We start from the raw sequence: 13,043 nt of genomic DNA, 5'->3' as shown, positions 1-13,043 counted from the left end.
TTCGGGCAAAAAAATGGCGCAAATTGCGCAGCCCAAAGAAAAAGCCCGGGAGTTCCGGGCCTTAAAGTGTTGTTCTTAAGCCACCGCTTCCGCCACTGGCAAATCAAGGGTTTTGATCACTATCAGGCCACTGCTGGTGGTTATTCGATGGTTATCCTTCAGTTCCGCCAAAGCCGCGGAACAGCCCTCTGAAGTGCCTGCCCTGCCTGCCGGCAAAGGCCTGCACCTACAAAAAATACCGGCGAGTCACCCGACTACCTTGCCATTGCGCGGCGGTAAGCTCTCGACAACCGGGCCCGGCCGGTACTCGGCCGCTACTCTTTTGAAAGGACATCACCATGCGCTTAGCCATTGCGACCCTTGCCATCATTGCTCCACTCTTCATGTCAGCCTGCGGCAGCACGGCCTCTTCAGGCGCTGAGGCGGCCCCCGCACCTACACCTGTGGCCACACGATGCAATGCAGCCCCTGCGCAATTTGCCGTGGGGCGGATTGTGGATGCCGCGCTGGAAAGTGATGCCCGCGCACGGGCTGGGGCCAAAACAAGCCGGGTGCTCAAGCCCGATCAGGTCGTGACGATGGAGTTCAATGCGGAGCGCCTGAACCTGTCTGTGGACAATACCGGCCGCGTGTTGCGCGTCAACTGCGGCTGAGTAGCGCGCAAGGCAGCCGGGATCAATCCGGCGGCCGCTGACAAATTCTTCTGTCAGCGCTTGCGGCCCTTGCCGTCTTCCTTCTCAGCCTGTTGAAGTTGCCGCTTGCGTTTGGCTTTGTTCAGGGCCTCGGGTTCGGGCGGGCGGTTGCGCAATGCCAGGGCTTCGCGTTCCCGGGCCGCCTTCTCGCGTCTTTTATCGCGAAAGTGCACAAAGAGCCGCCCCAGCCCAAAGCTGATCGCGCAGCTGACAACAAGAAAAATAATGGCTGGAGTTTCCATGGATCGCTTGGGCGGTTTAATCGGCCAGAAAGAGTGATTGCAGGTCGTTCAAAAAATCAAAACCGCGCTCCGTGGGCTTGACGCGGGCAAAGTCGCGTTCGATAAATCCTTTGCGCTCGGCCTCTTCCAGGCCTTTCTGAATGGCGGTAAAAGGCAGGCCCGTTTTTTCCGCAAAGTCCTGCAGCTTGAAACCGTCCCGCAGCCGCAAGGCATTGAGCATGAACTCAAACGGCAAGTCGGCGCGGCTGACTTCGGTTTCCTGCGTCACCGCATCGCCCGCCAGGGCCTTTTCCATGTAGAGCTTCGGTTCACGGTAACGCACCTGCCGCACCACACGGTGCGCAAAGCTGAGTTTGCTATGCGCGCCGGCGCCTATGCCCAGATAGTCCCCGAAGTTCCAGTAATTGAGGTTGTGAAAGCAGCGATGCCCCTGTTTGGCATACGCTGACACCTCATAGCGCTGCAGCCCCGAGGCGCCGGTCATCTCGGTGATTTTGTCGAGCATGGCGTAGGCCGTGTCTTCTTCGGGGACCACCGGCGGGAACTTGGCGAAGTAGGTATTGGGCTCAATCGTCAGGTGGTAGATGGAGATGTGAGGCGGCTGCAACGCCAATGCCTGGCGCATGTCCTGCTCAAGGCTTTGCATGGTCTGGCCGGGGAGCGCATACATGATGTCGAGATTGAAGGTGTCGAATGCCTGCGCAGCTTCTTCCACGGCAGCGATGGCCTGGGCGCGATCATGCACGCGGCCCAGAACCTTGAGGTGCTTGTCGTCAAAACTCTGCACCCCGACCGACAGGCGCGTCACGCCGGCCTGGCGAAAGGCCTTGAAGCGGTCTTTCTCGAAAGTGCCTGGATTGGCTTCCAGCGTGATCTCGCAGTCGGCTTCCAGCCGCAGGCGCGCGCGGATGTCGGCGAGCAAACGGTCTATGGCTTGGGGAGAAAACAGGCTGGGTGTGCCGCCACCAATAAAAATGCTGTGCACCATACGGCCCCAGATCAGGGGCAGCGCGGCTTCAAGGTCAGCAACGACGGCGTCGATATAACGCTGCTCGGGCATCTCGCCGACAGCCTCGTGCGAGTTGAAGTCGCAGTAGGGGCATTTCTTGAGGCACCACGGCAAATGCACATACAGCGACAACGGCGGCAAAGCCGCAAGCTGCAGCGTGCCGCTACGCATGTAATGCTGGATGTCTTGCTGAGCCATGACGGGTAATGGGGATGACGTGGGCGGCGGGCGGCTAAAGCCAACGCTCGCGCATGAGTTCAATCATTTGCCGGGCCGCTTTGCCGCGATGGCTGTTGGCATTTTTGACCTCGACCGGCAATTGCGCAAACGTTTTGCCGAATTCGGGAATAAACATCACCGGGTCGAAGCCAAAGCCATTGACACCCAATGGTTCAGGCGCGATCTGCCCCACCACGCGGCCCGAAGCGATCAAGGGCTCAGGATCTTCCGCCGAGCGAACCGCCACCAGCGTGCTGACCAGCGCGGCGCGGCGTTGGGATGCTTCGGTCAAACCGGCCATTTGCTCAAGTAAAGCCTTGACGTTGTTGTCATCGCCCTTTTCATAGCCGAACTGGGTGGCGTAGAAGGCCGTGTCTACGCCCGGCAGGCCGCCGAAGGCGTCGACGCACAAACCGGCATCGTCTGCCAGCGCCGGCAGGCCACTGAGACGGGAGGCCTGTCGGGCCTTGGCCAGCGCATTCTCCACAAAAGTACGAAACGGCTCTTCGGCCTCGGGCAAGCCCAGATCGGCCTGGCTGACGAGCGCCACCCCCAGCGGAGCCAGCATCGCCTTCAACTCGGCGAGCTTGCCCTTGTTATTTGATGCGAGGACGATTTTCATAAGCAAAAAGTGGCTGCAGGCCAATAGATACGAGCGCAAGCAGCTACTAGTTTGATAGCGAAGCCTTTTGCAGCCCGACCAGCTCCTTGATGCCTTTTTCGGCCAGCACCAGCAGCGCATCCATCTCTTTACGCGAAAACGCCGCGCCTTCGGCCGTGCCCTGCACTTCCACGTAGTTGCCGGCGCCGGTCATGACGACATTCATGTCGGTGTCGCAGGCCGAGTCTTCGGTGTATTCAAGATCGAGCAGCGGCGTGCCCTGCACGATGCCGACCGAAATGGCGGCCACGTGGTCAATGATGGGGGTTTGCTGGAGCTTGCCGCTGGCGATCAAGGTATTCACTGCATCCTGCGCGGCGACGAAGGCGCCGGTGATGCTGGCCGTGCGGGTGCCGCCGTCGGCCTGGATGACGTCGCAGTCGAGGTGAATCGTGCGTTCACCGAGCTTCTTCAAATCAAACACCGTGCGCATCGAGCGGCCGATGAGGCGCTGGATTTCCTGGGTGCGGCCGCTTTGTTTGCCGCGGGCGGCCTCGCGGTCGCTGCGGGTATGTGTGGCGCGCGGCAGCATGCCGTATTCGGCCGTCACCCAGCCTTCGCCACTGCCTTTTTTATGGCCGGGGACTTTTTCTTCGACAGAGGCGGTGCAAAGCACTTTTGTGCCGCCGAATTCGATCAGCACCGACCCTTCGGCATGGACGGTGTAGTGGCGGGTAATGCGCACAGCGCGCAATGCATCGGCTGCGCGCGCGCCGCTTCGTTCAAACTGACTCATGATGGATGGCTTTCTGGCGAAGTGCCGGACAGGTAGGCGAATAAGAAATACGGGGAAAAACGGAAACGGCGCCAAACGGCGCCTGCGCTGAGGCCTGAACCCGCAACAGGAGGTGTCAGGCCTTTTTGGCGGCGGAGCGGCGTATGGCTTCGTTGATCTCGGCGATCGATCTTTCGATGGTCGCTTCATCAAGGTCATCCACCACGGAATCGAGCACGCCGGCCTGGATGGTCGAGGCAAACACCCCGTCCATGATGCTGTCGGTAGACACGCCCCGGGTCGACTCGAAGGCGTCGGGTGTTTCCCATTCCATGGCCAACACCGTGACGTTGTCGCTGTGCTCGCCACCGGTACGCAAGGCGTTTTCGACCAGATCAGGCACGGCATCCGACACGCCTTTGCTGGCCAGGTGGCGGACAATTTCCGCGTCGCTCAGGCTGCCCCAAAGGCCGTCGGAGCACAGCAAAAGCTTGTCGCCCTGCTGCAGGGTGACGGGCCCTGCCACGTCAAAGACGGGCTTGGTGGGCGAACCCAGGCAGGTGAAAAGAATGTTGCGATTGACGCGCTCCAGCTTGATCACGCCGGCGCTTTGCTGCTCAAGGTAAGAATGGTCGCGGGTACGCGTCAGCAATTCGCCGTCACGCACCACATACAGGCGGGAATCGCCGCAGTGCACCCAGGTAGCGCCGGTGCCTTGCAAAATGGCCGCTACCAGCGTGGTGCGGGGCGTGTCGAGCATGCCTTTTTCACTGGCATAACGAATGATCTGGTGATGCGCCGCCATCAGGGCGGTCGACAGGAATTCGGTCGTGTCTTCAATGACGGGGCGCGCTTCCTTCTGGTAGAGCGCGGAGATGGTCTGCAGCGCCAGCTGCGCCGCCACCTCGCCTTCGGGGTGGCCGCCCATGCCGTCTGCCAGCACGAACAAGCCCGATTCGCGCGTGTAGCAATAGCCCATGCGGTCTTCGTTTTTCTCGCGCCCGCCTTTTCGGCTCACCTGAAAGACTGAGAATTTCATTTGAATTTCGTCGCAAAGCCAGTGGCCTTACGCGCGGTTTTTTTGGTGTCGGACACCATGTTGTCGAACTGCAGGCGGACCTTTTCGCTGACGGTCAGCTTGGTGTAGCGGCGCTCGCCTTCCCGGCTCAGCTCTTTCTGCAGGGCAAAAACCGACTGTGGGCGTGACAGGGGATCGAGCGACATGCACCACTCTACAACCTCAATCAGGTTATCGGAATAGACGCCACGCAAACGGGACAGGGCAAGCGACAAACGGTCTTTTTCAAGACGCTGCGGCGCATCGTTGGGCGGATAGCCCTGCATGGTGGCGTAAATGCAGGCGCCAATGGCATAAATGTCGGTCCACGGGCCCATGGACGAATCCCGGCGGTACATCTCGGGTGCGGCAAAGCCGGGGGTGTACATCGGGCGAATGAAATTGCCTTCCTTGCTCAGCACTTCACGGGCGGCGCCGAAGTCGATCATCACGGCGCGGTTGTCGTCGGTGATGAAAATATTGGCCGGCTTGATATCCAGGTGGAGCATCTTGTGCTGATGCACGATGCGCAGCCCGCGCAGAATTTCGTCAAAAAGCGAGCGAATCGTTGATTCGCGGAACACTTTCTGCTTTTTCAGCTCCCGGGCGGTGATGATGAAGTCCTGCAGCGTGCCGCCTTCCAGGTAATTCATCACCATGTAGACGGTTTCGTTCTCGCGGAAGAAATTCAGCACGCTCACCACGGATCCGTGCGCAATCTGGGCCAGCGAGCGGCCTTCTTCGAAGAAGCTTTTGAGCCCCAGGCGGTACAAGGAGAGCTTTTCAGGCTGCACTTGCGGCAACAACTCGCCCGGGGAGCGGCTTGCCAGAGAAGACGGCAGGTATTCCTTGATGGCTACCTGCTGGCCTTCGTTGTCGACGGCCAAGTAAACTACGCCGAAACCACCGGCCGAAAGTTTTCGCACAACACGATAGCCACCAATCACGGTGTCGGGCGGCAATGGTGCGGGCTTGACCTTTGACATAATTTGGGATGAGGCAGACATGACAATGTCAGCCTGGTCTTGTTCTCTCTCTAGTAAAGCGTATTTACAAATGTCAGTTTACAGCATGACGGGTTACGCAGCCGTGCAATCGAGCATGGCGCAATCCGCCCCGGAAACTGATTCGGGTGCGGATGCCAGTTCCCGTTTAGGCGTCGAGATACGTTCCGTCAACAGCCGGTTTCTGGATCTGGCCTTTCGGCTTCCCGATGAACTGCGGCAGGCGGAGCCAGCCTTGCGTGAGTTGCTTACCGGCAAGCTCAAGCGGGGCAAGGTGGAAGTCCGCGTGTCCCTCGAAAGCACCTCGGCCGGCACCTTGCGTGCGCCTTCGTCTGCCACATTGCAGCGCCTGGGCTCCCTGGAAGACAGCATCAAATCCTGGCTGCCCCAGGCAGCGGCGCTGAGCGTGGCGGATATCCTGCGAATCGCCACCAATGAAGACAAGAAGCCTCACGACTACAGTGACGAACTGCTCAAACTGGCCAAAAATGCCTTGAAGGAGCTGATGGCAGCCCGTGAGCGCGAAGGCGCCCGGCTGGCTCAGATGCTGCTTGACCGTACGGCGCAGCTGCGGGCGCTGGCCGCGCTGGCGGTACCCATGGTCCCAAAACTGGTGGAGCAGCAAAAAAACCGCTTTCTGGAGCGCTGGAAAGAGGCCATGGCCTTGTCCGACAGCACCGCCCTGCCAGAAATCGCCCAGGACAGGGCGCTCACCGAAGCCACCGCCTTTGCCATCCGGATTGACGTAGCCGAAGAGATCACCCGCCTTTCGTCTCACCTGGATGAAATCGACCGCCTGCTCTCAAGCGGCGGGGAGCTGGGCAAACGCCTCGACTTTCTGATTCAGGAACTGCACCGTGAAGCCAATACGCTGGGTTCCAAGTCCGCGTCCCTGGAGCTCACCCGTATTTCTGTCGACATGAAAGTGCTGATCGAGCAGATCCGCGAGCAGGTCCAGAACATCGAGTAATGCGCCATTTACTACAAAACCTATAGCAATAAACGCACAGTACGCATGGACTACCCCGGAAATCTCTTTGTAGTAGCCGCCCCCAGCGGGGCGGGCAAATCCAGCCTGGTGAAGGCCCTGATGGAGCTGGATTCACGTATCCAGCCTTCGGTGTCGCACACCACCCGCCCGCCTCGCGGCCAGGAAAAGCACGGCAGGGAGTACTTTTTCCTGTCACCGGAAGATTTCGATGGCATGGTGAAGCGCGACGCCTTCCTGGAATGGGCGCATGTGCACGGTCACCGCTATGGCACGTCCCGGCAAACCATTGAGGAGCGGGTGGCCCATGGCGCCGATGTAATTCTGGAAATCGATTTCCAGGGCGCCATCAACATCAAGCGTATTTTTGCCAATGCGGTGCTGATTTTCATCCTTCCGCCCAGTTGGGAAGAACTTCGCTCCCGCCTGCAGCGGCGCGGTGAAGACACGGCGGAAGTCATCGAATTACGGCTTAAAAATGCCGCGCTTGAGATGGCCCAAGCCCGGGAATTCGACTTCGTTATAATCAATGAGTTGTTTGAGCGGGCAGTTTTCGACCTGAAAACCATTGTGCATGCCCAGCGGCTCAAGTTTTCGGCCCAGCGGCGAGCCCGTGCCGAGACCTTCCAGGCCCTTCAAATTCCCTGATTTCATCGCTTTTCACCTTATCGATCACACCGGAGATCACCATGGCCCGCATTACCGTCGAAGACTGCCTCGAGAAAATCCCGAACCGCTTCCAGCTCGTTCTGGCCGCCACGTACCGCGCACGCATGCTCAGCCAAGGGCACGCCGCCAAGATCGAAAGCAAGAACAAGCCAGGCGTCACCGCCCTGCGCGAAATCGCCGAAGGCAAGATCGGCCTGGAAATGCTGAAAAAAGTACCCACCTGATTCAAAGCTTGGCTCGATAAAAAGCACCGCCTGGCGGTGCTTTTTTCATTTCTGGCCCCATAAAGTCCACTTTTTTTACCTTTTATCCTCGCCGCGATACATTTAAGGCATGAGCGCCATGCTTTCGCCCGTCATTTCCAGCAAATCGACCCCTGCAGCCGCCAACGCCGCAGCGGCCAGTTTTGCTGCGCTGACCGCCAAGCTGGACTACATGAGCGCCGCCGACATCGAGAACGTGCGCCGCGCCTATCGCTTTGCCGATGAGGCCCATTTGGGCCAGTTGCGCAACAGCGGCGAACCTTACATTACCCATCCGATCGCCGTTGCACAGCAATGTGCGGAGTGGAAACTGGACGCGCAGGCGCTCATGGCCGCGCTGCTGCATGACGCCATTGAGGACTGTGGGGTCACAAAGCCGGAACTCATAGAGCGTTTTGGGGCGCCTGTCGCCGAGCTGGTGGACGGGCTCACCAAGCTTGAAAAGCTGGAATTCAACACGCGAGAAGAAAACCAGGCCGAGTCGTTCCGGAAAATGCTGCTGGCAATGGCGCGGGATGTCCGGGTCATCCTGATCAAGCTGGCAGACCGCACGCACAACATGCGCACCCTGGGTGACGTGCCACGCGCCAAGTGGACGCGCATATCGCGTGAAACCCTCGATATCTACGCGCCCATAGCACACCGCCTGGGCTTGAACACAACTTACCGGGAACTGCAGGACCTGTCTTTTCAGCATCTGCACCCCTGGCGTTATGCCACCTTGACCAAGGCCCTGCAACGGGCCCGCGGCCGCAGGCGCGATGTGATCAAGCGGGTGCAGGGAGAAGTCGAGTCTGCCTTCGACAATGCGCACGTGCCTGTGCACATCTCGGGCCGCGAAAAGACGCTTTACTCCATCTACAGGAAGATGGACGAAAAACACCTGTCGTTTGCGCAGGTGACTGACTTATATGGCTTCCGGGTGATCGTCAAAGACCTTACCGCCTGCTATACGGCCATGGGGGTGTTGCACCAACTCTACAAACCCCTGCCCGGCAAGTTCAAAGACTACATCGCAATTCCGAAAATCAACGGCTACCAGTCGCTGCACACCACGCTGGTTGGCCCTTTCGGCACCAACATCGAGTTCCAGATGCGTACCGAGGCCATGCACGTGGTGGCGGAATCCGGCGTCGCCGCGCATTGGTTATACAAGGCCACCGACCCTGATGGTGACGCTTCGCAGCGATTGGGAGCGCAGTGGCTGCAATCGCTCCTGGACATCCAGCATGAAACCCGGGATGCCGCCGAATTCTGGGATCACGTCAAGATCGATCTCTTCCCCGAAGCGGTTTACGTTTTTACGCCCAAGAGCCAGATCATGGCCATGCCGCGCGGCGCAACCATTGTGGACTTTGCCTACGCCATTCACAGCGATGTGGGGCACCGCGCCGTCGCAGCCAAAGTCAATGGCGAGCAGGTGCCCCTGCGATCCGAGCTGCACAACGGTGACGTGATCGAGATCATCACCGCCTCCGTCTCCAGCCCTAACCCAGGCTGGCTGGGCTTTGTTCGCACGGGCAAGGCGCGCTCCAAGATACGCCATCACTTGAAAACCATGGCGCTTTCAGAATCGCAGGATCTGGGCGAAAAAATGCTGGCCCAGGCCTTGCGGGCCGAAGGTATTGAGCGTGAGCGCCTTCCGGAAGACGACGAGGCTCATCACGCCACCTGGGAAAAGATCCTGCGCTTTACCGGCAACCGCTCCCGTGCAGATTTGCTGACCGACATCGGCTTGGGCAAGCGGATTGCCAGCATGGTGGCCAAACGCATCGTGACCCTGCTTGCCGAGACCGGCGAAAAACCCAATGCGCTGCTGATGAGCCGCGAGCGCTATACCGCCCATGAGTCGGTCTCGCAGGGCGGGCTGGTGATCGACGGGAGCGAAGGCGCTTCGGTGCAGTTTGCGCCCTGCTGCCGGCCGATTCCCGGTGACGGCATCGTCGGCTACCTGGGCCGCGGCGAGGGCCTGGTCATACATACAGACGATTGCGCGGTTGCCAAGCGCTTGCAACACCGTGACAGTGAGCGCTTCATCGCCGTGGACTGGTCCGACGAGCCGGTGCGCACCTTTGAGACCAATTTGCTGGTGACTGTTTCCAACGGCAAGGGAGTGCTGGCGCGCGTAGCTGCCGCGCTGGCCAGTGCCGAGGCTGACATCACTCACGTAGACATGCAGCAGGAGCCTTCACACGACGCCACCGACCTCCGCTTCGGTGTGGCTGTGCGTGACCGCATACACCTGGCTTCCGCCTTGCGAAGTGTGAAACGCACCCCTTCTGTACTAAGAGTGCAACGGGCCAAATCGACCGGCTAACCCACCGTCTTGCCGGGGGCCGGATAGTCCACCGTCAAGATCTCAAGCGTCTGCAAGCCCTGGGGGGTGTGCAGGCTCACTTCATCACCCACCTTTGCCTTGAGCAAGGCCCTGGCGACAGGCGATATCCAGCTGATCTGACCCAAAGCGCTGTTGGCCTCATCGATCCCCAGGATGGTCACGGTGCGCTCCGTGCCGCTGTCATCGGCGTAGGTCACGGTGGCGCCAAAGAAAGCCTGGTCACGGCCGTGATGGATGGAGGGATCGCTGATCTCGGCAATCTCCAGCCTCTGTGTCAAAAAACGGATGCGCCGGTCTATCTCACGCAGACGCTTTTTGCCGTAGTGATAGTCGCCGTTTTCGGAGCGGTCGCCATTGCTGGCAGCCCAATGGACAACGTCCACCATCTTGGGGCGCTCGTTATCAATCAAGTCCAGCAGCTCGCTGCGCAGACGCTCGTAGCCTTGGGGCGTAATGTAGTTTTTGCCGCCCGCAGGCAGGGGCGCAAGCGCCGGTTCGTCGTCGTCCGGCTCGGTTTCTTTGGTAAAGGCTTTGTTCATGCTCCGGCCACCATAGCATTCATGGCTGCCGGCCGTGAATGCTTCTAGAAATCTTCCACCTTGAGCACCAGGGGATTGTCCGGCGTGTAAGCAACCCCCGCCACGACCAGATCGACGGCCCGGGCGTGAATCATTTCGGCATCCAGTTCATAGGCTTTTTTCAGGGAATCCGGCCCTGACGCAGCCCCGAAGAACTCTTCCATCGCCTCACGGGAAATCCTGACCGGGATGGTCTTTCCCGCGTGCGTCAAGCCAAAACTGAGCCACTCGCCGTGGTCCTCGACATTCGATGAATCCATGTCTCTCCTCCGGAAGAAGCTTCAAGAATAGCGTAGCCTCCGATGAGCGTACAGCCCGCCCGAGGCGATGTGGCCCTAGGAAAAACCACTATCGCGCTTTAGGAAATGCCAGGAAGCGGGGCCTAAAAGCCCTTCCGGAAAGAAAAATAGCCTAGAGGCTTACGCCTCTAGGCTATTTAAATCACTTTAAAAGTGGTGCGGCTGGCAGGAATTGAACCCACGACCCCTTGGTTCGTAGCCAAGTACTCTATCCAACTGAGCTACAGCCGCTAAGCCTCAAATTATAGCTTATTTAAATGGTAGGGCGTGAGTGACTTGAACACTCGACCAAAGGATTATGAGTCCTCTGCTCTAACCAACTGAGCTAACGCCCCACACAAGAGGGCAATTGTAAGGGCCTACTTGCTATGGCTGAGGGCGGTGCTGACCAGTTTGGAGGTGATGTCGACAATCTGGATCATTTTTTCGTAGGGCATGCGCATGGGGCCGATCACGCCCAGCGTGCCCACGACCTGTCCATCAACCTCGTAGGGAGCGGTCACCACCGACAGTTCCTGGTAGGGGATGACCTGGCTTTCCCCGCCGATGTAAATCCGCACGCCCTCGGCGCGGCTTGAGACGTCGAGCAGGCGCATCAGCTGCGCTTTTTGTTCGAAAAGGTCGAACAGCTTGCGCAGATTGCCCATGTCGCCGGAGAAATCGCTGACAGCCAGCAGGTTTCGCTCACCGGAAATCACGACCTCATCCCGCGACTCGATGGCTTCGGAGCTGACCTTGACGGCCGCCTGCATCAGTGCGGCGATTTCGCCTCTGAGCGCTTCCACTTCGTTCTGCAGGCGCTCACGCACCTCTTCAATGGCCATACCGGCGTAATGCGAATTCAGGAAGTTGGCCGCTTCCACCAGTTGGGATTGCGTGTAATCGGCCTCGGTGAAGATGACACGGTTCTGCACGTCACCGTCGGGCGAGACGATGATCACCAGAAAACGCTTTTCGGACAGCCGCAAAAATTCGATATGGCGAAACACCGAAGTGCGCCGCGGCGCCATGACCACGCCGACGAACTGCGACAGGCTTGACAGCATATGCGCCGCGCTGCTGAGCACCTTTTGCGGCTGGTCGGGCGCCAAGCGGGGGGCGCTGATCTGGCCTGGCCCGGTGAAGGGGTCGCGCTGCGTGGTCAGCATGGTGTCGACGAAGAGCCGGTAGCCCCGCGCAGTGGGTATGCGGCCCGCCGAGGTGTGGGGGCTGACAATCAGGCCCAGCTCTTCCAGGTCGCTCATCACATTGCGGATGGTGGCGGGAGACAGTTCAAGCCCCGAGGCTTTCGACAGCGTGCGTGAGCCCACCGGCTGGCCGTCGGCGATATAGCGTTCAACCAGCGCTTTGAGCAGCAACCGGGCACGATCATCAAGCATGGTGACATTCTACGAAGCTTCGGTCACCGTGTTGTGATGTAATTTGCCGATGAAGTCGCAATTCCGCCATGTCGCACTGATCGGCAAGTACCACGCACAAGGTTCCCGGTCGGCACTGGAGGATATCGCGCTGTTCCTGGGCACCCAGGGCTGCGATGTGGCGATCGAGCAGGACACCGCCAGCAATACCGGACTGACGCAGTTTCCGACCCTTGACGCGGCCGGCATCGGCGCCCATTGCGACCTGGCCCTGGTGGTCGGCGGCGACGGCACCATGCTGGGTATAGGCAGGCTGCTGGCCCAATTCGGCATCCCCCTCGTGGGCATCAACCAGGGCCGGCTGGGCTTCATTACCGATATTGCCTTTGAGGACTACCAGAACACGCTCATCCCCATGCTGCGCGGCGAATACGAGGAAGACCGCCGCTGGATGATGCAGGCCAAGGTGGTGCGGGACGGCCGCTGCGTCTTCAGCGCCACCGCCATGAATGATGTTGTCGTCAACCGCGGCGCAACTGCCGGCATGGTGGAGCTTCGTGTCGAGGTAGACGGCCGTTTTGTGGCGAACCAGCGCGCGGACGGCCTGATCATCGCCTCGCCGACCGGCTCCACCGCTTATGCGCTCTCTGCCGGCGGCCCACTGCTGCATCCCTCCATCGCAGGATGGGTGCTGGCGCCCATTGCCCCGCATACCCTCTCCAACAGGCCCATCGTGCTGTCGGACTCCGGGGAAATCACGATTGAAGTGGTGGCGGGCCGGGACGCCAGTGCCAACTTCGACATGCAATCCCTGGCCAGCCTGCTGCACGGCGACCGTATTACTGTGCGGCGCTCGGAACACCAGATGCGCTTCCTGCACCCCAAGGGCTGGAGCTATTTCGATACGCTGCGTAAAAAGCTTCACTGGAATGAAGGCGGGGCCTGAACGGC

At 59.7% G+C, this 13,043-nt stretch carries 16 protein-coding genes and 2 tRNA genes; 7 read left to right on the top strand and 11 right to left on the bottom strand.

The window, feature by feature from the left end; all coding sequences use genetic code 11:
- Both BM408_RS23095 and BM408_RS22170 read left to right on the top strand, forming a co-directional pair.
- Positions 1 to 192 (top strand): hypothetical protein (locus BM408_RS23095; protein ID WP_217649455.1); only part of this gene is annotated, 192 nt, incomplete at its 5' end.
- A gap of 146 nt (positions 193 to 338) precedes the next feature.
- Positions 339 to 653 (top strand): I78 family peptidase inhibitor, encoded by a 315-nt coding sequence (locus tag BM408_RS22170; RefSeq protein ID WP_092132824.1) that lies wholly within the window; start codon positions 339 to 341, stop codon positions 651 to 653.
- 53 nt (positions 654 to 706) lie between these two features.
- Here the strand turns inward: BM408_RS22170 and BM408_RS22165 are convergent, their stop codons facing one another.
- The 6 genes from BM408_RS22165 to BM408_RS22140 all read right to left on the bottom strand — a co-directional run bounded on the left by BM408_RS22165 (position 707) and on the right by BM408_RS22140 (position 5,581).
- Positions 707 to 934, bottom strand: a complete 228-nt coding sequence (locus tag BM408_RS22165; RefSeq protein ID WP_092132822.1) for a hypothetical protein — start codon at positions 932 to 934, stop codon at positions 707 to 709.
- 16 nt (positions 935 to 950) lie between these two features.
- Positions 951 to 2,141: a radical SAM family heme chaperone HemW gene (gene hemW, locus BM408_RS22160; protein WP_092132821.1), complete on the bottom strand. Its 1,191-nt coding sequence runs from the start codon at positions 2,139 to 2,141 to the stop codon at positions 951 to 953.
- Between the two features lie 34 nt (positions 2,142 to 2,175).
- On the bottom strand, positions 2,176 to 2,784 hold the full coding sequence (gene rdgB, locus BM408_RS22155) for an RdgB/HAM1 family non-canonical purine NTP pyrophosphatase (protein WP_092132819.1): 609 nt from the start codon (positions 2,782 to 2,784) through the stop codon (positions 2,176 to 2,178).
- Positions 2,785 to 2,830: 46 nt separating this feature from the next.
- Positions 2,831 to 3,559 carry a ribonuclease PH gene (gene rph / locus BM408_RS22150; protein ID WP_092132818.1) on the bottom strand — a complete coding sequence of 243 codons (729 nt, stop codon included), beginning with the start codon at positions 3,557 to 3,559 and terminating at the stop codon, positions 2,831 to 2,833.
- A 115-nt stretch (positions 3,560 to 3,674) separates the two neighbouring features.
- Positions 3,675 to 4,577: a PP2C family protein-serine/threonine phosphatase gene (locus tag BM408_RS22145; protein ID WP_092132816.1), complete on the bottom strand. Its 903-nt coding sequence runs from the start codon at positions 4,575 to 4,577 to the stop codon at positions 3,675 to 3,677.
- A complete protein-coding gene (locus tag BM408_RS22140; protein WP_092132815.1) occupies positions 4,574 to 5,581 on the bottom strand; it encodes a serine/threonine protein kinase in 1,008 nt (335 codons plus the stop codon). The genes BM408_RS22145 and BM408_RS22140 overlap by 4 nt, the downstream gene beginning before the upstream one ends.
- Positions 5,582 to 5,651: 70 nt before the next feature.
- On the opposite strand from BM408_RS22140, the gene BM408_RS22135 reads away from it, so the two are divergent.
- From BM408_RS22135 to BM408_RS22120, 4 genes are all read left to right on the top strand, one after another.
- Positions 5,652 to 6,569: a YicC/YloC family endoribonuclease gene (locus BM408_RS22135; protein WP_092132813.1), complete on the top strand. Its 918-nt coding sequence runs from the start codon at positions 5,652 to 5,654 to the stop codon at positions 6,567 to 6,569.
- 45 nt (positions 6,570 to 6,614) lie between these two features.
- Positions 6,615 to 7,235, top strand: a complete 621-nt coding sequence (gmk, locus tag BM408_RS22130) for a guanylate kinase (RefSeq protein ID WP_092132812.1) — start codon at positions 6,615 to 6,617, stop codon at positions 7,233 to 7,235.
- A gap of 41 nt (positions 7,236 to 7,276) precedes the next feature.
- A complete protein-coding gene (gene rpoZ, locus BM408_RS22125) occupies positions 7,277 to 7,480 on the top strand; it encodes a DNA-directed RNA polymerase subunit omega (RefSeq protein WP_092132810.1) in 204 nt (67 codons plus the stop codon).
- 109 nt (positions 7,481 to 7,589) lie between these two features.
- Entirely contained in the window at positions 7,590 to 9,836 is a 2,247-nt protein-coding gene (locus BM408_RS22120; protein WP_092132809.1) for a RelA/SpoT family protein, read from the top strand.
- Here the strand turns inward: BM408_RS22120 and greB are convergent.
- From greB to hrcA, 5 genes are all read right to left on the bottom strand, one after another.
- Positions 9,833 to 10,396, bottom strand: coding sequence for a transcription elongation factor GreB (greB, locus tag BM408_RS22115; protein ID WP_092132807.1), 564 nt, complete (start codon positions 10,394 to 10,396; stop codon positions 9,833 to 9,835). The genes BM408_RS22120 and greB overlap by 4 nt on opposite strands.
- A gap of 44 nt (positions 10,397 to 10,440) precedes the next feature.
- Complete coding sequence (locus tag BM408_RS22110; protein WP_092132805.1) at positions 10,441 to 10,695, bottom strand: hypothetical protein; 255 nt, start codon at positions 10,693 to 10,695, stop codon at positions 10,441 to 10,443.
- A 193-nt stretch (positions 10,696 to 10,888) separates the two neighbouring features.
- Positions 10,889 to 10,965 (bottom strand) — tRNA-Arg (locus BM408_RS22105).
- A gap of 27 nt (positions 10,966 to 10,992) precedes the next feature.
- Positions 10,993 to 11,069 (bottom strand) — tRNA-Ile (locus tag BM408_RS22100).
- A 24-nt stretch (positions 11,070 to 11,093) separates the two neighbouring features.
- Positions 11,094 to 12,113, bottom strand: coding sequence for a heat-inducible transcriptional repressor HrcA (gene hrcA, locus BM408_RS22095; protein ID WP_092132804.1), 1,020 nt, complete (start codon positions 12,111 to 12,113; stop codon positions 11,094 to 11,096).
- A gap of 49 nt (positions 12,114 to 12,162) precedes the next feature.
- Here hrcA and BM408_RS22090 point away from each other — a divergent pair, with 49 nt between their 5' ends.
- On the top strand, positions 12,163 to 13,038 hold the full coding sequence (locus tag BM408_RS22090; protein WP_092132802.1) for an NAD kinase: 876 nt from the start codon (positions 12,163 to 12,165) through the stop codon (positions 13,036 to 13,038).
- The last annotated feature ends 5 nt before the right edge of the window (positions 13,039 to 13,043 follow it).

The organism is Polaromonas sp. YR568 (assembly GCF_900116715.1).
Classification (GTDB): domain Bacteria; phylum Pseudomonadota; class Gammaproteobacteria; order Burkholderiales; family Burkholderiaceae_C; genus Polaromonas.
Note: the sequence above shows the minus strand (reverse complement) of the source record. Positions and strands in the feature narration are given on the sequence as shown.

Coding starts and splice junctions, on each gene's coding strand:
- greB (WP_092132807.1), bottom strand. CDS start 10,396: ATGAACAAAGCCTTTACCAAAGAAACCGAGCCGGACGACGACGAACCG.
- BM408_RS22140 (WP_092132815.1), bottom strand. CDS start 5,581: ATGTCAAAGGTCAAGCCCGCACCATTGCCGCCCGACACCGTGATTGGT.
- BM408_RS22090 (WP_092132802.1), top strand. CDS start 12,163: ATGAAGTCGCAATTCCGCCATGTCGCACTGATCGGCAAGTACCACGCA.
- rpoZ (WP_092132810.1), top strand. CDS start 7,277: ATGGCCCGCATTACCGTCGAAGACTGCCTCGAGAAAATCCCGAACCGC.
- rdgB (WP_092132819.1), bottom strand. CDS start 2,784: ATGAAAATCGTCCTCGCATCAAATAACAAGGGCAAGCTCGCCGAGTTG.
- hemW (WP_092132821.1), bottom strand. CDS start 2,141: ATGGCTCAGCAAGACATCCAGCATTACATGCGTAGCGGCACGCTGCAG.
- hrcA (WP_092132804.1), bottom strand. CDS start 12,113: ATGCTTGATGATCGTGCCCGGTTGCTGCTCAAAGCGCTGGTTGAACGC.
- BM408_RS22135 (WP_092132813.1), top strand. CDS start 5,652: ATGTCAGTTTACAGCATGACGGGTTACGCAGCCGTGCAATCGAGCATG.
- BM408_RS22165 (WP_092132822.1), bottom strand. CDS start 934: ATGGAAACTCCAGCCATTATTTTTCTTGTTGTCAGCTGCGCGATCAGC.
- gmk (WP_092132812.1), top strand. CDS start 6,615: ATGGACTACCCCGGAAATCTCTTTGTAGTAGCCGCCCCCAGCGGGGCG.
- rph (WP_092132818.1), bottom strand. CDS start 3,559: ATGAGTCAGTTTGAACGAAGCGGCGCGCGCGCAGCCGATGCATTGCGC.
- BM408_RS22145 (WP_092132816.1), bottom strand. CDS start 4,577: ATGAAATTCTCAGTCTTTCAGGTGAGCCGAAAAGGCGGGCGCGAGAAA.
- BM408_RS22110 (WP_092132805.1), bottom strand. CDS start 10,695: ATGGATTCATCGAATGTCGAGGACCACGGCGAGTGGCTCAGTTTTGGC.
- BM408_RS22170 (WP_092132824.1), top strand. CDS start 339: ATGCGCTTAGCCATTGCGACCCTTGCCATCATTGCTCCACTCTTCATG.
- BM408_RS22120 (WP_092132809.1), top strand. CDS start 7,590: ATGAGCGCCATGCTTTCGCCCGTCATTTCCAGCAAATCGACCCCTGCA.